Source organism: Marinobacter salsuginis (genome assembly GCF_009617755.1).
GTDB classification, from domain to species: Bacteria; Pseudomonadota; Gammaproteobacteria; order Pseudomonadales; family Oleiphilaceae; genus Marinobacter; species Marinobacter salsuginis.
In genome coordinates, this window is the sequence record NZ_BGZH01000001.1 from 397,546 (window position 1) to 417,848 (window position 20,303).

The window sequence follows — 20,303 nt, forward strand, 5'->3', positions numbered from 1 at the left end:
CGTCAGATTCGGTTTTTCGCATCGAAGATCCAGTCTTCCAGTCTCGGGTGCGGCTCGCTGGCAACCGATTGATAGCGCTCGTAAAGCTCAACGGCACCAGCAGGATTCCCCAGGTAGATATCGAGCAGAAAGGCGAGATTAAGGATCGCCGGGGCGTATTTCGGATCCGAGGACAGTGCGGCGCGATAAAACTGCTCCGCTTGATCGAATTCTCCGGCATTCCGGGCAATCACGCCCAGATGATTCAACGCCTGGACATGGTCGGGATTTACCGCCAGCGCCGCCTCAAACCATTTCGTTGCGGTCTCGGTGTCGCCTTCGTTGAAAGCAATGATTCCCAGGTTGACCATGGGCCCTGCCTTTTCCGGGTGGTCGCTGGCCAATTGCTCGAATCGGGACCGGGCTTCGGCAACGTCTCCCCGCTCCATAGCTTTTACTGCTTCGCTGAATGACGCCTCAAGAACCGCCTGCTCGGCTTGTTCGTCTGACTCCGGCTGCGGCGGGGCGGTCACACATCCAGACAGCACGGATATCACGACAAGACAGATTCCGAAGGTCTTAATCGAGCTCATAGACAATCCCCGAGGTTACTTCTTCTTTCCGGTAGCGCCCTGGCAACAGCACTTTCAAGGCCTCGTAACTGCGCCTGACCCACTCATCGAAAATGCCCTCCCGGGCCCGCCGGATATTCTGCTCGTGAATATCAATGGCGTTGTCTTCGAATGGATAGGCCTGCTCTTCCAGCAACAGCTCGTACTGGGCCAGTTCAAGCTCGCTCAATCCGGTAGGCCGCTCAGAATCCATCAGATCTGCGCCGAGGCGTCCATAGATATGGGCAATCTGATAGCCCGCCTCGGTCGAGAACGAGGAGAGTCCATAACTGGCGGTTTTCTGATAGGCATTCACCGCCCTCTCCAGCGCATCGGTTTTCGCAGTCAAGCTCTCGTTCAGAGGGAGCGTCAGGCGAATGCTGTCATACCGGGCAAGAGCCTCCCGGGCAAGGGTCGCCGAGGCTGAAGCCGCAAGGTAACGCATGCGATCGTCCGCCTCCTCAGGGGCGTCGTCCACCGTTTCCATCTGCTTGCGCAGCCAATATTCCCGTCTTTCTGTGTCCCCCTCTTCCTGATAGAGCTCGGACAGTCGATTGGCCGCTTCCATATAGACATCCGCCGGCTCGGGATGGCTGTTGGCATAGTCGCGCCAGGTGTCGATCGCCTTTTCCCGGTTGCCCGCCTGATCGTAGAGTTCTGCGGCAATCAGCAGATTTTCCCGACGCTCTTCGGGCGTTGTCGCCAGGGCTACCATTTGCTGAAGTTCATCTGCGGCTCGCTCCCACTGCTCCGTTTCCCGATAGGCCAGCGCCAGTTTTGCGGGGACAGTGTCAATCAGTTCGTGATCCGGGAAAGCCCTCCGGAAACTGGTCAGCACACTGATAGCCTGATCCCACAGATTGGCGCTGATCAGAAGTGAGGCAGCATCGTATTCCGCATTTGCCCTCAAAACGGACTCGGGGACGGCACTACCGACTCGCAGGAATTCGCTGACTGCCGCCTCCACATTGCCGGCATCTGCCAGCTGCTCGGCCTGCCGATAGACTGCTGCGGCGAGATTCTCGCGCACACTACCTCTGCGTTCATCGTTTTCAGCCATGGTGGCGAGGGCATCACGATAGGCCTGCTCCGCCTCCGCGTATCGCGCCAGTTCAGACAGACTGTGGCCAGACAGTAACAAGGCTTCGGTGGTCAGGTCAGACGGAGGTGCCGGCTGCCAGGTAACAAGACGGGCTGCCATGTTGACCGTCTCTTCCCAGTTGTTCTGATCAAACTCCCGTTGCAGTGCAATGTAATACACGGCCGGAGCCCGGGGATCATCCGGGAACGCGTTTGCAAATCGCAGCCGATTCAATTGCTGCAACTCCTGATAGGCCCTCTGGTCCGATACGGGCTGGTTGTCCCATGTCTTTGCGTACTCCCGGAAGGCCAGCACAGAGGCATAGCCTGCTTCAGCGGCGCGCTCGGGCACCCTGTCCCCGGGGTAGTCATAAGCAACCCGCTCAAACGCTGCTATGGCTGCCGGCCAGTCTTCCAGTTCCAGATAGGTCTCTCCGAGGAGGAAAAGACGCTCAGGTGTCCGGGGGTGATCGGGGAATGTGGCTGCAAATTCTGCGTAATAACGGGCGGCATTGCGGTAGTGACCATCCGCCTGCTGATCATCTGTGGCCTCCCCTGCCAGCAGATACTGACGGTCTGCCAACTCTGGCAAGAGCTGTTCCAGTTGCTGTTCGATGAAGGCGATCGCATCGGGGTCTGCTGACTGCCAGTAATCACTGTAGATACCGTAAAGGCTGACAAAGCCAGCCTTTCTATCAGGAATAGTCCGGGTGAAGCCGGCGAGCTCCAGGGTATCGATGATCCGTATGTGGTAGCGTGGCGCCCAGGGGCTTGCCGGATGGTCTTCTATATAAGCTTCATAGACATCGATCGCGTCAGTGTACTGCTCCCTTTCCAGCAGGAGCTCACTGTAGCGGTCGTAGACCAGAATTTCGTAGGGACGCCCACCAGTCTGGCGAAACAGCGCCTGAAGGGTTTCCGCTCCGTCCAGGTATGACAGTGACAGACCCACTACCCTGAACAGATCCTCGATCAGGGTCTGGCTCCGCTGGTCCACATCTTCAACCGGTTGCCCATCGGGCATCACCAGATCGAGTACTTCAACGTAGCTGAACAGGGCCTCCTGATATTGCGCTTGCTTGAACAGGCTCCAGCCTTTCATGTAATGCGCGTTCACAAGGAACGAGGCATCGGCCATGCGTTCCTGGCTGGCAAGGGTAACCTCGTCGAAGGCCTGCTCAGCATCCTGGTACCGGCCATCGATGAACAGCAGATCGCCCCGACGGAACTGGGCTTCAATCCAGTATTCCGAATCCGGATAACGGCGGACCAGCGTATTCAGCGCCTCCAGCTGCTGGGGCGTCGCACCCCGAAGCTCCCAGGCCCTGGCAAGCTGATAGTAGATCTGGTCATTGCCCTCGCGTTCTGGATATTCAGACAAAAGACGCTGATAGGCATCAATCGCACCGGAGAGCTCATCGACGGCTGTATCCGCCATTTTCCGCTCCGCTCGCTGGAACTCCAGATCGGCCAATCGATGCCGTATCGTGACCTGTTTACGGGGATCGTCCACGAGCGGCAACAGCGCGTTGTAGCTTTCCATCACCGTCTCGATGGAGACATCGCTCGCTGGCCCACTGTCAGCTTCCAGACCTTCAGGGGATTGCCGAATGTCGGTAGCCGGCAGCGCTGCCAGGGTGCCCTCACGCACCCGGGGCATTTCCTCGTCGCCGACGGGCATTATCGACTGCCACATCTGGCAGCCACTGACCATGACAAGGGCGCCGGCAATAACAAGCCCTCTAACGATGTTTCCAGGCGCCCAGTTATTCATCTGCAACACCTGCACTCTGCGATGCACGGAACAGCTGATCCGCCAGCCTCGCCTGGGCATGGCGGGAAGCCACCAAATACCCGTTCAGTTCTTCCTGCTGGGCTGCAAGCATGTTGTCTACCTGGCGCACGAGAGCTTTCCGGGCATTCCCCAGTGCATCGGCTACCTCTGCCCCAAGGTTCGCGAGTTCCCGCTCACTGGCAGCGATACGTCGAGCCAGTTCGGCATGGCGGCTGTCGTCGGCCATCAGAGCTTCAACGCGCTGCCGTTGGACCTGGAAGCGTTCCATTTCACTATCCAGCTCACGCAGCTGCTTTTGCGCCGCCCAACGGTTCACCCCGTAATCATCAGCAATCCACCAGTCGAAGTAGGCACGCATCCTCTGATAGGTCGCGCGCTGGCTGGCGGTGGTCGCGTCGTCAGGCAAGCCCGCCAGGGTTTCTTCAACCTCATCGAGCTTGTCCCTCAGTGCTTTCTGCTTTGTGGTCATGAAGAAACCGGCGTCTTCCTCGGACACCGCAGCAGATATCTTGTCTCTGAACGCCTGATGTAGCTTTTGCCACTGGTCAGCTTGCTGGTTTTCCAGCTCCCGACGGGTCTGGGCAATGCGAACCTGACGTTGCTGTTCGCGGGTCTGCAGCATGATCCGGAAGGATTCGAACCGGGACTGCCGTTCAGCAATGAAGGACTGCATCCGGTAGAGTTCGTTCAGTTCGGCCAGGGCCTGCTGGAACGTCTCCGATGCCAGCACTTCCGCCATGCCGAAATCGGTCGGCTCCACGCGCAGTCGCCCGTAGGAATCCGTGAGAATCCCATCGCTATCACGGCTGAAATCCAGCTGCGCCATCAGGCTCTCTTCACTGAGTCTATCCCGGATTCCATCGAGCTCCCCGATCCGGGCCTGGTAATGATCGGCTGCCTTTTGAAAAGCGGGCAATGCACTCTTCGGCCGGTTCATCTGCTCTAGAACGTAGGCCCTGGCAAACGGCACCTGTTGGCGCCAGGGGAGAAACAGATCGCGATTCGCGAGGGTATTGAGAGCATCCAGTGCCCGCTCCGGCCTGCCCTGCCCGGCGGCAGCTACCGCGTAGTCAAAGAGGGCCTGATCGGCAAATACCCCGTCCAGGGGTATGTTCCCAAGAACCTCCAGCGCCATGTCGAACCGATTGTCCCTGAGATACAGCCTGGCCAGTGACAAGCGGGCCCGGCCCAATAGTCCCTCGCGCTCGTCCTCTGGTTCTGCAACATCGATAGACTGTTCGATGATGGCAATGAGTTTCTGCAGTTCCGACTCGGCCGCGACTGCTTCTCCCGCAGCCAGAGCCGAAACCGCCGAATTGTAGCGGAGGTAAAGGGACCAGATATCAGTGTCTTCCAGTTGCGCGCGAAGCGACGCAAGTCCCGATTCCTCTCCGAACCTCGAAGACATCATGGCCAGCCGGGCTTGCAGATAAATCCACTCGCGGAACAGGTCATGGTTGGCCTCAGCCAGAGTGTCGCCATCCACGCGACCCAGATTCTCGCTGGCCAGCTGGTAATCACCTTCCAGGTAGAACACCTTGCCCAGGTAGAACCAGGCCTGATTGCGGACATCGGGCGAGAGCGTGCTGCCCGAACCTTCATCGCCCAGCAGCTGCGTGAACAAACGGCTGGCCTCACGAGTCATTCCCCAGGAGAGCATCAGCCCGCCCTCTACCAGAGCCGGGTGGTCACCGTGACCCTCAATGCCACCCTGTTCCCGGGCAACCGCCAGCTGAGTCAGTGCCTCGAAGGCGTTGCCCTGATGGTATTCATAGAGTACCCAACCGTAACGAAGGTCCTTCGCACGCTCTGGTTGAACATCTTCGGCCTGAGCCGGAGAAACCATCGTCAGCCAGAGCAAAGCACCGGTGAAAAAAACCGGAAGCGCTCGAAACGACGTGATCACGATCAATCCCACGACGCGATTTACTCCCACTCCACGATGGATACGGAAGGCTGATAGTTGGAAGAGCGATCCTCAACGCGGATCTCCAGAGCGGCCGTACCGGTGCCCTTTTCAAATTCCAGGGACGCGGCCTGCTTGTAGGGACGCTCATCCGGACCGATTCCCTCGATGAACGCCGTCATCTGGTGAACTCCGGTTTTCAGGTTACCCACGTACAGCCGCTGCATGCCGCCGCGTTCAAGAGCCGTCACCTGGCGCTGCGTGTAGAGATGAGAGGCGACGATCTCGTCATTGACCTTCAGCTTCACTGCATCGAGCTTCAGGAACTTTCCGGCATCCACGCTGAGAAACACCGCAACCTGGGTGTTGGCCGGAAACAACAGATCCTCTTCAAGGATGAACAAGTCCCGGTTAAGCCGGATCACCTTCTTTTTCAACGCCTCCACCTGTTCGGCGACGGCCGTATCATCGTCATCTGCTCCGGTATCTGTCTGGGCGAACACGGGCCCTGTCAGTGCAAGTGTCAGTGCTGCCAAAAGAGCCGGAAATCGATGGTTCAAGCAAGTGGCCATGGTCGTTCTTCCTGCATGCTCAGTATTCAAGAATCAACGACGCCCGGGTGACCAGCGCGTCGAAGGAATAAAGGGGTTCTTCTCCGGGGAGATAGTCGCCGGGTGCGGTTACATCCCGGAAGTTGTCATAATCAAAATTCAGCCAGTCCAGCAGAAGGCTGAACTGCAGGCGATCAATGCCGGGAAGCGACGTCTGCTTCCATTCATAGACGGCGCCCGCTGCCAGGGTTGTCCCCGAGAGAGAGCTGAGCTCCTTGTCCCGTGCAAGATGAGTCTGGGAGTTCTCGAACGGAAAAAGATCGCTGTAAAAATCCGCCTCATTCTGGCTGTAAAAGCGGATTGAGCCCTCAAGGGTCCAGTGCTGGTTCAATCCGTGAACGTATCCGAGTTCGACAGTATGGGCATTGATGCCCCAGGTATCGGAAAAATAGCGGTATTCCCCTCGGATCGATGCCCGGTACGGTAGATAGTACAACGCTCGCAAAGCCACGGAAGTACTGGTTCGGGTTTCCGGATAACGCTCCGGCTGGTAGAGGAACGCAGTGGAATCGTTGGGATCAATGTAGCGATTCTGACGATAGGGGTTCTGCAGAAAGCCCTCATCCGTGACCACTTCAAGATCGACACCTACCAGGCTATTGCGAGTAACAACCTGGCTAAGGCCCAGCTGATAGTTGCGACGATCGGCCTCTTCGCTGAAGGAATCGTTGCCAACCCGGCCCACTTCGTCCCAGCCACTGGCATAGCCCATGGTAACCGTGGACATGCCTCCGAAGAATTCCTGGCTCACCGAGAAATAGACGGTATTGGCTTCGTAATCGTTTTCCGTGCTGTTGGTAAAGCCCAGACTCAGAATGGATTTATCGTGCAGATAATCGACGCCAAAGGTGTATTCGTTGCGCTCTTCCTCATAAGGGCTGGCTGTGGCCAGAACATCTACCGAGGCCGCTGAAACGGAATCGACATAGTACTGCCCGGACAGGGAAACCTGGGAACCGATACCCTTTCGAACCAACACCGATGGGCCATCGATAACCATGCCCCCGCCGTCATAGCGGTGATACAGAACGTCAACGTTGTCGACAGGAAGGGTGGCTGCAATCGCAGAATGCCCAAACAGTGCCAGTGCAAGCAGGAGGCACCCTGACCGCACCAACTGTCTTCTGTCAGTTGCAGCCACAACCACCTCCCGAACCGCCTTCAGCCCCCCGGGCAGATTCCCGAGCCTGATAGACGTGGTGCATGTAGGAATCCGCTTTGCCATGACGACTCAGGCTCATGACCGGGTCCGCCAGATTATCCCGCTCGTAAGGTTTCACCCAGGGCTTGACTGAGCTGCATCCGGAAACCGCGAACGTGGCGGCCAGAAGAGCGGAGACAGTGAAGATCGACAAACTACGCATAAACGTCCCGTCCGAAAATTACTCGCGCACCAGTTCGCGAATCTGCTGTTCGTACTCGTCTTCGTAACCCGGCTGGTATCCGTAATGGAGATACCGCGCATTACCATCACGATCAATCATCACCGTGGTGGGCATGGCCTGCACTTCGTACAGTTCGCTAACCGAGCTCTCCGGATCGTAGAGGATCGGATAATTCACGGGCACCTTGTCCAGAAAACGATGTGCCTCCTCCCGATTCTCATCCACATTCACTGCCAGAATCGTGAAGCCAAGATCCTTGTACTGGCTATACAACTCATCCATCAGTGGCATCTCCTGGCGACAGGGCCCACACCAGGAAGCCCAGAAGTTCAGCATCACCACTTCCCCACGGTGATCTTCCAGCCTCAGGTTCTCTCCGGAACGGCTTTCAAGAGTGAAATCCGGAGCCGGAACATTGATTGCCTCGGCGCCCGCCAACGGGCTCAGGCAGGCCAGAATGCCTGCGACTGCGAGTGATTGAATGGATGCTTTCATAACCATTGCTCCTGTATTCAGAAAAAGACGGACAGGCCAGTGCTGACCTCGGTGTTCATGGAGGTTTTCTCGGCCCCCAGAACGTCGATTCGGTAGTAGTGCTGTCGCACGCCAATGTGAACGGCAACGCTGTCCGTCAACAGCACCTGGTAGCCCGCACCGGCGTTCAGGGTAAAGCGGGTATCACCGGCAAAATCGGTGGCTCCTGCCCCTGCAATCAGATAGAAATTGGTGTTGAACGCGTAGTTTTCGGTGAGGAAGGCCTCCCCCGGCAGCACGTTGTAGCCCAGATTGATGTTGTAATAGCTGTAATCCCGCTCACTATCGGTGAGCACTTCAACGTTACCCGCCAACTTTTCGAAACTGGTTTCTCCGCCCTCCGCGAAGCCGATTCCGGCCTCGAAGAAGAAAGACTCACTGAGGTGATAGGTGAGCTTGCCACCATAGAGCAGTGAAGACTCGAAGTCCTCGATGTTCAGGACACCCACAAACGCGCCGATTTCAAAGTTCTCGGTGTCGATCATTGCCTCGGTAACCGGTACCGGGGTTACGTCAGGCTCGATCAGCGGCCGATCATCCTGGGCCTGGGCAACACCCGCTACACATAGCCCTGCCGCGAGGCACGCTGGTTTCAGAAAAAGATGCTTAGTCCGATTTTCCATTCTGTCGCTTCTTCGTTGGTGGACCGGGTAGTGAACACTTTGTAGTCCTTCACTTCGGCACGGATGAAATATCGATCGGTGATGTAGGCCCGGATGCCAAGGCCGGCATGGCCGATAGCGTTGTCCCGCTCTTCCGGCTCAGCCAGGGTGGCCTTGGGATCCACCCAGATATGCCCGACCCCGAGGGTAAAGAAGGGGGATACCCGCCAGTGTGGAAATGGCTGATGCACCAGATTGGCATCGACCTTCCGAATCTCCGACGCACTGCCCAGAATCTGGGAGGCCCACAGCTCGGCAGACAGGTTCCGAGTCATCCAGAAACCACCGTAACCGGCGGTGACGGCGGCACCATCAAATTCGCCCATCATTAAACCGGCCTCGAACCTCCGATCACTGAAAGAATCAAAATCCGGGACCTGAAGATCCACCCGGTTACCCGTGGCGTCCACTGTCTGTGCGATATCGGCAACAGCTACCCAGCCTTCCCGACCCCGGGAATCAGTAACTTTGAGCCAGCTTGTCTTGCGCTGAAGAATGGTCAGCCACTCTCCTTGCTCGCTGGTGTGAAAAACCGGATAGCCAGTTGCCGGGCCGGTTCGCCATTCAATGTAAGGTTCGGTCACATGCACTTGCGCGACGTCCTCGTCACCCTGACCCCACAGCCAACCAGCCCAGCTCTGGGCCGGAAAAAACAACAGAAACACGAGAATGGCAATGGGCATGGCGCGAGTGTCAGTCCTTAGATCAGTCTTCCGGGGCATCGAACGGGTTGTTGAAATACTGGCCGCCAACATCCAGCCATTCCGCGATCAGTCTGAGCTCCGACGGTGTCAGGAAATCGCGGTGCGTTCCCCCCTCGGCAAACACATCAAAGAAATTACTGGCACGGGCGCCGTTGACAGACATTGAAGCCTGCACAGGCACTGTCACGAGGATGGGTTGCTCATTGCCATTGGCATCCAGAATGGGGTTGCCCTCTTCGTCCCTCAAAACCTCTCCCGAGTCCACGAGTACGTCGATCAGGGCTCCGTTAACAAGTTCTTGCTCGCTATCAGGGAAAAGCAATTCACGGTAAGCGTTGAAGTGCAGCGGTTCATCGGGTGACGGGCCATCGCCCAGATCCAGCTGTCCAGCCGGCACCTGCTGAGCGTCGGCCGCATCGGTGTCGGTATGACAACTGGTACAGGTATAGTCATCCACAACTGCCATCGTATTCGGATCCAACACCTCCCGATTCAGGCTCCAGAGCGGATGAATATGCTGCTCGTAGTTAATGACAATCCGACAATTCGGCGCCCAGTCGCTGGCGCAAACGCCGGATATGGGCTGCGGGGTCTGCAGCTCGCCATAGGCATAGGAAAAGCTGTCAGGCTTGGGATCCACCGCATCACCGGACCACTCATCGGCATAGATGACATCCGGCGTCGGTCGGCGAATATCGTTGATGCGAGCAAACACCTCTGCCATGGTTTCACCCATATCGGCAAACAGGCCCGGGTCGGTATTCGGAAACGGAATACCGGTGGTTGCTGCCCCACCCCATACAGGATCAGGTCCGGCATCCGGCCTGCCATGGGGCGTAGGAGTGTTCGGGTTGTGGCAGCCTGCGCACTCGAGGGTTTCACCGGGACGCACCGTGAGCCAGTTCTGGTGCCGCGCACCGATTCGCTGGCCTTGCTCATCCAGCACACTGATGGCGAACGCGACATTGGCCGGCACTGCCACCTTCACGGAGCCATCCGGCTCGATCGGCACGTAACCCAGGATTTCCCGCATCAATTGAGCGCGGCTCCGGCCAAACGCGCTGTTATCAAAATCCCGGACGTTTTCATCGGGGATGGCGACGGGTTTTTCCAGACGCAAAAATCTGGCGGGACGATCTTCGGGCGGTGTCTGCAGCGGATCGGCCATAACATCGATGCCTGCAGGAGTGGTATCGACACCATCGATATCATACACACTTCGAATGTGCAGAACGCCGTAACCGGCATCCTTCAGCGCGCCTTCTGGACCAGCAAACTGCGATTCAGGAATGAAGCCTTCCAAGGGCCGTTCTTTCATCAGGACCGCTTCATCAAACTGGACACCTTCCACCGGTGGAACCACCGGCCGCTGCGTTTCGCTGTTGATATCAAGAAGCCAGAGACCGTAGACGGGCTCTGCGGGCAGATACGCTTCCGACTCCAGGCGATCATCCGTGCAATTCACAATCCGGTCGGTTGCTACCTCCCGCAAACGGCAGGGAGTCCAGCTCACAAGATAACGGTTGGTCCCGTCCAGCAAGGGAGAAACCGATGCGTAGCTGCCCTTCAACGATAGCTGCCCGTCCAGACCCACGCCGGGAACCAGAGGTTGCTGACCCGTGCCCTCGGTTCCGTCGATGCGGAGATTGGCCTCGACAAACTGCTCGACGTCTACCTCCGCCAGCACAGAGGCGTAATCATCACTCTCAAAGGGACGCAACTGAACCAGCAGATTGCCGCTGTCCGACTTACGAGGCTGGAGATACTGAATGCCGTTCGCCTCAGGCACGGAATCGTGGGAATGACGACCGTAGAGATAGCTCAACCCGGTGCCATCGGGATTAACGCGATAGAGGTTTACACCGTTGTTTCGGGTTTGGCCGGCATTGTCCCAGCGACTGAAAACAATGGTGCCGTCGTCAGCCACCATTGGATCGAGGTCGTGACTCTGGTTGAACGTAATCTGTTCGATGTTCTCGCCATCATCGTCCATCACATGCAGGACAAACGCAGGGCTGTCGCCCTCTTCGTCCAGGCCGGAGTATTGAGGCTTGCCTTCATCAAGCAATACCGCCTTGGAGATCCGCTGACGGGTAGAGGAGAAAACGATTCTGCCATCGGGCAGATAGGCGGGAGCAACATCCTGGCCTGCGCGTGCGGTAACGTCCGAGCCAATGATCCGACGCAGGGTGTCTGCACTAACGTCGTATTCCCAGATATTCCAGGTTGGCTGATCCTCGTCATCGGCGTCCTCGATTTCAGGAGCGCGCATGGCGAACAGCAATCTGGCGCCATCATGGGAGACATGGAGATCTTTAACGTCGTAACGCAACTGGCCGTTGTCATCGAGAAATTCCGGCCCGGCGAACGCTCTGGAAGCAATATCCCGTGTTTCAGCGTCGGCCGTCGCACTGGCCTTCAGTAGCAGCCTGGCACCGGGACGGAAGGCCGAAGGGTCTGCGAGGTTGTCCTCCACCAGGGCGCCGGTGTTCTCATCAAAAAGCAGAGCTCGCTCGACATACGCCACCGGGTTCTCGACAACAACCGGATCCGCCTGCTGGCTGTCGCTGCTCGAAAGGCAGCCAGAAAGCACAGTAAACGAGCCAAGCGCGATAGCCAGACGAGCACTGCGACAGATGTTCAGATTGGGTGACTTAATTTCCAACGTGACAAACCCTGTTTCGGATGACATTCCATGACATAAATTAAGTCGGTTCCGATGGCAGGCTCCAAGGGTTTTACGTAACGCAATGTAATAACGTGGCCTACGACTCAAAACGAAGGATATAGCAAGCCGTAAACTTTTAACAATTGTCAAAAAGCATTAATGTGCAGATGCTAATGAAAACCGAGGGAAAGGACATGACCGCCCGGAACAGGATCAGAAGCCGTCTCAGTAAGGCTTGCAGTACCGCAGTTCTCGTCGCACTGGTGTCTGGACAGGCAAGCCTTGCTCAGGCCGGCCCCAGGGAACAGGCCAAGCGAATCCACGATCGGATTGCCGGCGTGCCACCTTCCGCCGCAGTCCTCAATGCCATGGAAAGTGACATTGTTTCGGGCAACGCTATCGACGCAGCGTTCACCGCCATGGACGACAGCGCCTTCTACGACGTCACCCTGAAGAATTTTGCAGCTCCCTGGACGAACGAAGCAATGTCAAAGTTCGTGCCGCTCAATGACTATATCGCCACAGTGATCGGCCTGGTCCGGGACGGGGAAGACTTCCGCAAAGTCCTTTATGACGATGTTCTGTACATCGGGGATCCTTCCCTGAACCTGCCAAATTACTCCACTAGCAACAACAACCATTACGAATTGCTGGAGACCAGCGGAGCCAGCCTCAAGAACAATCTGATAAGCGTGAATCAGTCGACCTACACAGGCCTTCCCCCTGCTGCCACGGCAGGCGTGATTACGTCCAGAGCCTCAGCCCGGGCGTTCTTCAGCGCCGGTACCAACCGTGCCATGTTCCGTTTCACATTGATCAACCACATGTGCAACGACCTTGAGCAGGTAGCGGACGTTACTCTGCCGCCAGATCGCATTCGCCAGGACGTGTCCCGCAGCCCGGGAGGGGACAGCCGGGTATTCCTGAACAACTGCGTTGGCTGCCACAGCGGCATGGACCCGATGGCCCAGGCGTTTGCCTATTACGATTACGAATACGACGCCAATGCTGATCCTGATGGCGAGCTGGGCCGCTTGGTCTACAACGCTATGGGCGAAACGGATCCTGAAACCGGCTCCCGAGTTCAGGCCAAGTACCACATCAATTCTGCAACTTTCGAACAGGGCTATGTGACGCCCGACGACAGCTGGGATAACTACTGGCGCCAGGGCGCCAATCGCCGTCTGGGATGGGATCCCTCGTTGCCGGGTTCCGGCAGCGGTGCCAAGAGCCTGGGCAGGGAGTTCGCCCATTCAGACGCCTTTGCAGAGTGCCAGGTCAAGAAGGTGTTCGAGAATGTCTGTCTCCGACCGCCATCAGACAGCGCGGACCGTTCACAGGTAAGCAGTATGGTTGCCAGCTTCGCAAGCCAGGGATACGACCTGAAGCAGGTATTCGCAGAATCCGCTGTGTATTGCATGGGGGAGTGAGGACGCTATGAACACATTTAAAGGAATTTCCATGAGCTCCCTCAAATCGGTTCTTGCTGTCACTGGCCTGGCGCTTCTGCTGTCAGCCTGTGGTGGCGAATCCACGGAACAGTTGCCGAATACCTCCCAGAATTCCGGTACGGTTACCTACAACGGGCCTGCTCCTGCGACGGATGATGTAGCCAACTTCAAACGCACCGTCTGGGACAACCTGGTTACCCAGGATAAATGCGGCGCGTGCCATGGCTCCAGTGGTCAGGCACCTACGTTCGTCAACGAGCAGGACGTCAACCTTGCCTATGCCCAGGCAAACTCGATTGTTAATCTTTCAGATCCATCCCAGTCCACAATGGTGACCAAGGTAGCCGGTGGCCATAATTGCTGGCTGCAGAGCACTTCGGCGTGTGTGGACATTCTTACCACCTACATTTCCAACTGGGCCGGCGGCTCTGAAGGCTCTGCAAAAACTGTCGAACTCCGCGCACCGGCCCTCAAAGAGCCGGGTGCCACGGTTGCCCTGCCCAGCGCCCCTGGCCTGTTCTCCAGCACCGTATACCCAGTACTCACACAGTATTGCAGTGACTGCCACGGGGACGGAGGCCAGACCCCCTACATCGCCAGTGCCGATGTCACCACCGCCTACGATCAGGCGAAAAGCCGCATTGATCCGATGAACCCGGGCGCATCCCGCCTGGTTGAGCGCCTGCGCTATGACTTCCATAACTGCTGGGACGACGACTGTGAAGCTTCCGCCGATTTGATGGAGCTGAAGATTCTTGAAATGGTTCAGGACCTGAGCGCCCAGCCCGTGGACCCGGCGATGGTAGCGAGCAAAGCACTCAACCTCGAGGCAGACGGCCTGCTTGCCAACTCCGGAGGCCGCTTTGAGGACAACGTGATTGCCCTGTACGAATTCAAGTTCGGCGAAGGCCAGACAGCCTTTGACACCAGCGGCGTATCGCCGGCGCTGGACCTTACCCTCAGCGGAAATGTCGACTGGGTTGGCGGCTGGGGCATCGACCTTGGCCCGGCCGGCGAAAACGAACAGGGCTTTATGGTCCCGGCCGGTAAGGCCCAGGGCAGCACCACCGCGAGTCGCAAGCTCCACACGTTGCTGACCGCCTCCGGTGAATACAGCATCGAAGCTTGGGTCGCCCCGGGAAATATTACTCAGGAAGATGCCCGCATCGTGACCTACTCGGGTTCATCCACCACGCGCAACGTTACCCTGAGCCAGTCGCTCCAGCGTTACGAGGTACTGCACCGCAGCACCACCAGTGACGAAAATACGCCTTTCGCAACCCAGGACGCCGACATGCTTCTGCAGGCAACCCTGCAGCACGTTGTGGTGAACTACACCCCGGCGACCGGGCGTCAGATCTTCGTGAATGGCGTTCCAACCGGGGATGTTGATCCGGACGACGGTGGACTGTTGACAGAATGGGACGACAGCTTCGCCCTGGTGCTGGGCAACGAAACGGATGGCAATTCGCCCTGGCAGGGCGCGATCCGGATGGTTGCCATCCATAATCGTGCGCTGACACCGGAGCAGGTCCAGGCCAACTTCGAAGTCGGTGTAGGCCAGAAGTTCTACCTGTTGTTCGGCGTCTCTCACCTGATCGACGTGCCCGAGAGTTTCATTGTGTTCGAAGTCAGCCAGTTCGACAGTTACGCGTACCGGTTCACCAGTCCTTTCTTCATCAGCCTGGATGACACCGCCGAACCGTCAAACATCGCGCTGCGAGGCATGCGACTGGGCATCAATGGCAAAGAAGCGACGGTGGGACAGGCCTGGGCCAACCTGGACGTTGTCCTGGATGCTGACAGTTACGAGCCCGGGACCGGGCAACCGCTCTCTTCTTTAGGCACCATCATTGCGCTGGAAAACGGGCCAGGAAATGATGAGTTTTTCCTGACCTTCGACCAACTGGGAAGTAACAGCTTTGCCCGGTCAGAGCCGTCGCTGCCTCCGCAGCCGGAGCCTGCAGATCTGGAACCGTCATCGGAGATCGGCCTGAAGACCTTTGACGAGATCAACGAGTCCATGTCGCGAATGACCGGTGTTCCCACGACCAATCAGGCCGTATTCAACACGTACACCACCGTAAAGCAGCAATTGCCCACGGTGGAGACTATCCAGGGCTTCCTGTCCTCTCATCAGATGGCGGTTACTCAGATGGCCATTCAGTATTGCGATGCCCTGGTCTCCAATGCGCAGCTTCGGGACCAGATGTTCCCCGGGTTCGATTTCTCCGCCCCGGCCAGCACGGCATTCGACCACGGCGGCAAGAGCCTCGTAACCGGGCCGCTGCTGTCCCGGTTCGTGGGCAGCAACCTGGCATCACAGCCTGGTGATAGCACAATCGAAACTGAGCTCAGTTCGCTCATGGATAGACTGACCAGCTGTGGCGCGGGTTGCGAGCCTGACCGCACAGAAACGGTCGTAAAGGCAAGCTGCGCAGCAGTGCTTGGCAGTGCCACCACCCTGGTTCAGTAGAGGAAGCCGATCATGTTTATACGCAAGTCACGTAAAAAGCCTTTGGCCAACGGCAGCCCACTGCTCCACGACGACCACGGCAAGCCAAGAACACGTCGCGAGTTTATCGCGCAGGGCCTTATGGCAGGCTCGGCAACCGTGTTTGGGGCGTCTTTGTTCAGCCTCTTCGGTAATCCCAGAATGGCGTCCGCAGCGCTCTCTTCCGATCTGGAAACCTTGAAGCAAAGCTGTGGCATAGCGGTTCAGGGCGCAGGCAAGATCCCGTTCATCTGTTTCGACCTGGCAGGCGGCGCCAATATTGCCGGTTCTAACGTGCTGATGGGCAAATCCGGGGGGCAAATGGACTTCCTGAGCACCGCAGGTTACAACAAACTCGGCCTTCCGGGAGACATGCTGCCCAACGACCCAGCATTCGTGAACACCGAGCTGGGTCTTGCTTTCCATTCGGACAGCGGCTTCCTGCGAGGCATCCTGCAGAGCACCAGTGCCGGAACCCGCGCAGCAACTGACGGCGCCATTATTGCGGCTCGCTCGGAAAACGACACTGGCAACAACCCCCACAACCCGATGTATGGTATCCATCGCGCAGGTGCTGATGGCTCCCTGCTCTCTCTGGTGGGCTCCCAAAGCTCTGAATCCGGCGGTAACTCGTTGGCGCCCATGAATCTGATTAATCCGGAGGTTCGCCCCACCAAGATTGACCGGCCGTCAGACGTCACTGGGCTGGTGGACGTGGGCGACCTGATCGGGATTCTGGATCAGCAAGATGCTGTTGCAGTCATGGAGTCTATCCAGCGGATCAGTGACGCCAAGATGAATCAGGTCAACACGAGTATCTCCACGGATGAAGTGGTCAAGGACCTGGTCCGCTGCGGTTACGTAAAGAGCGCCGATCTTGCCGACCGATTCGGCAACCCGGCGGACCTGGATCCGGAGCTGGATCTCGAAATCGTTGGCCCCACAGGCATCTTCAGCCGCGATGAGTTCAACAGTAACCGCGAATTCCGTAAAACTGCCTCTGTCATGAAGCTGGTTCTAAGCGGCTACGCCGGCGCCGGTACGATAACCATGGGCGGCTACGACTATCACACCGGTGAGCGCGGAACGGGCGAACGTCGTGACGAACAGGCCGGCCGGTGTATGGGCGCCTGCCTGGAATACGCTGCTCGGGTGGGCATGCCACTGATGCTTTATGTATTCAGTGACGGTTCGGTGTCGAGCAACGGTCGGATTGATGATTCCATGGACGGTCGTGGCAAGGGCGAATGGACCGGCGACAACCAGCAGACGGCCGCATCTTTCTTCCTCGTTTACAACCCTGCTGGCCGCCCCACTCCGATTCGCAGGCAGATCGGCTTCATGCGTTCTGATGCATCGGTGGAAACCGCTTCCAGCCCCGCGGCCAACAACGTCAACCAGTTGGTGCAGACCGTGTTGCTCAATTACATGGCACTACACGGGGAACAGGCTGACTTTGGCAGTCGTTTCAACGGCCACGGGCTGGGCAACGGCACCTCTCAGGACAGCCTGATAGCCTTCTCGAATGTCGTGAACGGTACAATCGGAAACTAACCGAAACCGCTCGTTCCACCCCCTAGTCGGATTGGGGTGGAACGAGCCCTTCTGACACGTGCATCATGCGCTGGTCATCGATAACAACCACATCGATACCCTTTAAACGCTCGATCATCTCCAGTCCCTTTTGGGGGCCGAGCACGAAGACTGCCGTGGAAAGGCCGTCGGTTGTCAACGCATCCTCGCCAATAATCGTCACGCTCTGGACCCCCTGAACGGATTTGCCGGTTTCGGGAGACAGAATGTGATGGACCCGATCTCCCGCTTCATCCATGAAAAACCGCTCGTAGTCGCCAGAGGTGGACACCGCCACGTCCTGCAGCGGCAGAACCACGGCATTGCGCCCCTCTGAGCGGGGATCCCGGATGCCCACGTACCAGGGTCGGCCCCGCTTGTCTCCGAGTAACCGCATATCGCCTCCGGCACTCAGCCGCGCATGGCGGATACCAGAGCTGACCAGGCGCTCAATCCCCAGATCAACGGCATAGCCCTTGGCAATGCCGCCCAGATCCACCAGGATCCCCTCCTGGCGAAATTCAACGGTTTGCGCACCCTGGTCAAGAATCACATCCCGGAAATTCACCCGGGGCAAGCCAGATTGTAGCTGCTCCTCCGTGGGCTTTTTGCCGGCTCTGAAGTCGTACAGGTAACCGACCGAACCAAAGGTGATGTCGAAGGCGCCATCACTGAGCACCGACACCTCCCGCGCTTTCTCAAGCACCGCGAACAAGTCGTCACTGACGGTTACGGGACCATTGGCGGCGTTGCGGTTCAGTCGGGAAACTTCCGAGTCCTCCCGGTAGCGACTCATCTGCTCATCAACCTGATGAAAAACCGCCAGCACCTCTTCCCCGACCTTCTCCGCCAGATCCTCATCCTCTGCCCAGAATTCCAGTTCGATGGGCGTCGTCATGGCGGTGTCTGAGAACCGGTACCATTCTGCGCTGGCAGCGCCCGCAAAGCCAATAAGCCAGAGACAGGATGCCACTGCCAGGACACGCACTGAACGCTCTCGAAATCCTGCATGCATCATTCTGGGTTTTCCATGTGTGTTATCCAGTGTTCACCGCCATCGGTGGCTCCCCACTACTACTCCCCCCTCCTCCCCCCGTCTACGCCAACAAAAAGTGGCGCAGGAGGATGAATGGAGCGCGAGCCAGCCGCAGTATGAATCGAGTCTATTTGGGTGGAATGCAACTACCACTTTCAACAATAACAACTTCTCACCGCCAGAAGTACAAGCGAGGCTACATGATCAAGAACCCGGACTGGTGGCGTGGCGCCGTCATTTATCAAGTTTATCCGCGAAGTTTCTACGACTCCAACGGCGATGGTATCGGCGACCTGCCGGGGGTAACCGCCAAGCTGGACTATATTGCCAGCCTGAACGTGGACGCTATCTGGCTGTCTCCGTTTTTTACCTCCCCGATGAAAGACTTTGGCTATGATGTCTCGGACTATCGCAATGTGGACCCAATTTTCGGCACGCTTGAGGATTTTGACGAGCTGATCGCCGAGGCCCACAAGCGGGACCTGAAGATCATGATCGATCAGGTACTGAGCCATTCCTCGGACCAGCACCCCTGGTTCGTTGAGAGTCGTGCCAACCGTGACAACCCAAAGGCTGATTGGTACGTATGGGCCGATCCGAAATCCGATGGTACGCCGCCGAACAACTGGTTGTCGGTCTTTGGTGGCTCGGCGTGGGCCTGGGACAGTCGCCGAAAGCAGTATTACCTGCACAACTTCCTGACCAGCCAGCCGGACCTGAACTTCCACACTCCGGAGGTTCAGAAGCAGGTTCTGTCGGACGTTAAATTCTGGCTCGACCGCGGTGTCGACGGGTTCCGCCTGGATGCCATCAACTTCTGCTTCCACGACCCCAAGCTGCGAGACAACCCTGCCAGCAAGGCTGTTGCTGAAGGCTCTATCGGCGTGCGCAAGGAAAACCCCTACGCCTACCAGTTCCACAAGTTCGACAAGACCCAACCGGAAAACATCGATTTCCTGAAGCGTCTTCGTGCGCTGCTGGACCAGTACCCGGGCACTACCACGGTCGGCGAGATCGGCGACGACAATTCCCTTCAGACCATGGCCGATTACACCAGCGGTGGCGACAAACTGCACATGGCCTATTCCTTCGATCTGCTGACAGAGCAGCACGGTGCGGATTTCTTCCACAAGACCGTGAACACCATTGAGGGCAAATTGACCGACGGCTGGCCCTGCTGGGCCATCGGCAACCACGATGTCGCCCGAGTGGCCACTCGCTGGAACGCAACCTCGGAGCAGCAGCTCAAGGCCTACATGGCCATGCTATTGACCCTGCGCGGCAGCGTTTGCATCTACCAGGGTGAAGAACTGGGCCTGACCGAGGCCGAGTTGCAATACGAAGATCTTGTCGATCCCTACGGCATTACCTTCTGGCCGGAATACAAGGGCCGGGATGGTTGCCGCACGCCCATGGTCTGGCACCACGAGGAATCCCACGCCGGATTCTCCGATGCACGCCCCTGGCTGCCGGTTTATGATGATCATTACAACGCAGCTGTCGCTGTCCAGCACGCCGAGGACAATTCCGTGCTCGCCGCTTACCGGGCGTTCCTGGGCTGGAGAAAAGACCAACCCATCCTGCTCAAAGGGGACATCGAGTTCAGCAAGAGCCCGAAGAATACCCTGGTTTACACCCGCAGTCTGGGTGATGAAACCGTGATGGTGGCACTGAATTTGAGCGAGGCCGCCGTCACCATTCCAATGCCCGGAGCCGGAACGCCCGAACCTGATACCCCGGATTTCGTGGGCGGCCAGTGGCATGGCAAGGATCTGACACTCGGGCCCTGGGGCGTCGACATCGCCCGGCTCTGAC

Annotated in this window: 15 protein-coding genes; 4 read left to right on the forward strand and 11 right to left on the reverse strand. The window is 57.7% G+C overall.

Annotated elements, in window-relative coordinates:
* Positions 1-2: 2 nt before the first annotated feature.
* The 10 genes from GJU83_RS01840 to GJU83_RS01885 are packed head-to-tail and all read right to left on the reverse strand — an operon-like array spanning position 3 to position 11,932.
* Entirely contained in the window at positions 3-572 is a 570-nt protein-coding gene (locus tag GJU83_RS01840) for a tetratricopeptide repeat protein (protein WP_069183334.1), read from the reverse strand.
* The gene (locus GJU83_RS01845; RefSeq protein ID WP_174805001.1) at positions 559-3,444 is read right to left on the reverse strand and encodes a tetratricopeptide repeat protein; all 2,886 of its coding nucleotides are present in this window, start codon (positions 3,442-3,444) and stop codon (positions 559-561) included. The genes GJU83_RS01840 and GJU83_RS01845 overlap by 14 nt, the downstream gene beginning before the upstream one ends.
* Entirely contained in the window at positions 3,437-5,371 is a 1,935-nt protein-coding gene (locus GJU83_RS01850; protein WP_227514489.1) for a hypothetical protein, read from the reverse strand. Before GJU83_RS01850 ends, GJU83_RS01845 begins: the two co-directional genes overlap by 8 nt.
* A 20-nt stretch (positions 5,372-5,391) precedes the next feature.
* A complete protein-coding gene (locus tag GJU83_RS01855) occupies positions 5,392-5,943 on the reverse strand; it encodes an AraC family transcriptional regulator (protein ID WP_069183333.1) in 552 nt (183 codons plus the stop codon).
* 19 nt (positions 5,944-5,962) lie between these two features.
* On the reverse strand, positions 5,963-7,123 hold the full coding sequence (locus GJU83_RS01860; protein ID WP_069183332.1) for a DUF3570 domain-containing protein: 1,161 nt from the start codon (positions 7,121-7,123) through the stop codon (positions 5,963-5,965).
* Entirely contained in the window at positions 7,110-7,346 is a 237-nt protein-coding gene (locus GJU83_RS01865) for a DUF4266 domain-containing protein (RefSeq protein WP_069183331.1), read from the reverse strand. The genes GJU83_RS01860 and GJU83_RS01865 overlap by 14 nt, the downstream gene beginning before the upstream one ends.
* Positions 7,347-7,364: 18 nt before the next feature.
* Positions 7,365-7,868, reverse strand: a complete 504-nt coding sequence (locus tag GJU83_RS01870) for a TlpA family protein disulfide reductase (RefSeq protein ID WP_136631838.1) — start codon at positions 7,866-7,868, stop codon at positions 7,365-7,367.
* A gap of 11 nt (positions 7,869-7,879) precedes the next feature.
* On the reverse strand, positions 7,880-8,524 hold the full coding sequence (locus GJU83_RS01875) for an outer membrane beta-barrel domain-containing protein (protein WP_069183329.1): 645 nt from the start codon (positions 8,522-8,524) through the stop codon (positions 7,880-7,882).
* A complete protein-coding gene (locus GJU83_RS01880; RefSeq protein ID WP_069183328.1) occupies positions 8,494-9,246 on the reverse strand; it encodes an SH3 domain-containing protein in 753 nt (250 codons plus the stop codon). The genes GJU83_RS01875 and GJU83_RS01880 overlap by 31 nt, the downstream gene beginning before the upstream one ends.
* A 22-nt stretch (positions 9,247-9,268) precedes the next feature.
* Positions 9,269-11,932 (reverse strand): HzsA-related protein, encoded by a 2,664-nt coding sequence (locus GJU83_RS01885; RefSeq protein WP_227514488.1) that lies wholly within the window; start codon positions 11,930-11,932, stop codon positions 9,269-9,271.
* Positions 11,933-12,129: 197 nt separating this feature from the next.
* On the opposite strand from GJU83_RS01885, the gene GJU83_RS01890 reads away from it, so the two are divergent.
* From GJU83_RS01890 to GJU83_RS01900, 3 genes are read left to right on the forward strand one after another with little or no spacing between them, the layout of a single operon-like run.
* Positions 12,130-13,365 carry a hypothetical protein gene (locus GJU83_RS01890; RefSeq protein ID WP_069183686.1) on the forward strand — a complete coding sequence of 412 codons (1,236 nt, stop codon included), beginning with the start codon at positions 12,130-12,132 and terminating at the stop codon, positions 13,363-13,365.
* Between the two features lie 31 nt (positions 13,366-13,396).
* Positions 13,397-15,862 carry a LamG domain-containing protein gene (locus GJU83_RS01895; RefSeq protein ID WP_227514487.1) on the forward strand — a complete coding sequence of 822 codons (2,466 nt, stop codon included), beginning with the start codon at positions 13,397-13,399 and terminating at the stop codon, positions 15,860-15,862.
* 12 nt (positions 15,863-15,874) lie between these two features.
* Complete coding sequence (locus GJU83_RS01900; protein ID WP_069183325.1) at positions 15,875-17,434, forward strand: general secretion pathway protein GspF; 1,560 nt, start codon at positions 15,875-15,877, stop codon at positions 17,432-17,434.
* Between the two features lie 22 nt (positions 17,435-17,456).
* Here the strand turns inward: GJU83_RS01900 and GJU83_RS01905 are convergent, their stop codons facing one another.
* Positions 17,457-18,470 carry an FAD:protein FMN transferase gene (locus tag GJU83_RS01905; protein WP_227514486.1) on the reverse strand — a complete coding sequence of 338 codons (1,014 nt, stop codon included), beginning with the start codon at positions 18,468-18,470 and terminating at the stop codon, positions 17,457-17,459.
* Between the two features lie 218 nt (positions 18,471-18,688).
* Here GJU83_RS01905 and GJU83_RS01910 point away from each other — a divergent pair, with 218 nt between their 5' ends.
* Positions 18,689-20,302, forward strand: a complete 1,614-nt coding sequence (locus GJU83_RS01910) for an alpha-glucosidase family protein (RefSeq protein WP_069183324.1) — start codon at positions 18,689-18,691, stop codon at positions 20,300-20,302.
* Position 20,303: the final 1 nt, after the last annotated feature.

What these genes read in the sequence shown, in the direction of transcription:
- GJU83_RS01840 (WP_069183334.1), bottom strand. Translation starts at nt 572, where the DNA reads ATGAGCTCGATTAAGACCTTCGGAATCTGTCTTGTCGTGATATCCGTG.
- GJU83_RS01845 (WP_174805001.1), bottom strand. Translation starts at nt 3,444, where the DNA reads ATGAATAACTGGGCGCCTGGAAACATCGTTAGAGGGCTTGTTATTGCC.
- GJU83_RS01855 (WP_069183333.1), bottom strand. Translation starts at nt 5,943, where the DNA reads ATGGCCACTTGCTTGAACCATCGATTTCCGGCTCTTTTGGCAGCACTG.
- GJU83_RS01865 (WP_069183331.1), bottom strand. Translation starts at nt 7,346, where the DNA reads ATGCGTAGTTTGTCGATCTTCACTGTCTCCGCTCTTCTGGCCGCCACG.
- GJU83_RS01870 (WP_136631838.1), bottom strand. Translation starts at nt 7,868, where the DNA reads ATGGTTATGAAAGCATCCATTCAATCACTCGCAGTCGCAGGCATTCTG.
- GJU83_RS01875 (WP_069183329.1), bottom strand. Translation starts at nt 8,524, where the DNA reads ATGGAAAATCGGACTAAGCATCTTTTTCTGAAACCAGCGTGCCTCGCG.
- GJU83_RS01880 (WP_069183328.1), bottom strand. Translation starts at nt 9,246, where the DNA reads ATGCCCATTGCCATTCTCGTGTTTCTGTTGTTTTTTCCGGCCCAGAGC.
- GJU83_RS01890 (WP_069183686.1), top strand. Translation starts at nt 12,130, where the DNA reads ATGACCGCCCGGAACAGGATCAGAAGCCGTCTCAGTAAGGCTTGCAGT.
- GJU83_RS01895 (WP_227514487.1), top strand. Translation starts at nt 13,397, where the DNA reads ATGAGCTCCCTCAAATCGGTTCTTGCTGTCACTGGCCTGGCGCTTCTG.
- GJU83_RS01900 (WP_069183325.1), top strand. Translation starts at nt 15,875, where the DNA reads ATGTTTATACGCAAGTCACGTAAAAAGCCTTTGGCCAACGGCAGCCCA.
- GJU83_RS01905 (WP_227514486.1), bottom strand. Translation starts at nt 18,470, where the DNA reads ATGATGCATGCAGGATTTCGAGAGCGTTCAGTGCGTGTCCTGGCAGTG.
- GJU83_RS01910 (WP_069183324.1), top strand. Translation starts at nt 18,689, where the DNA reads ATGATCAAGAACCCGGACTGGTGGCGTGGCGCCGTCATTTATCAAGTT.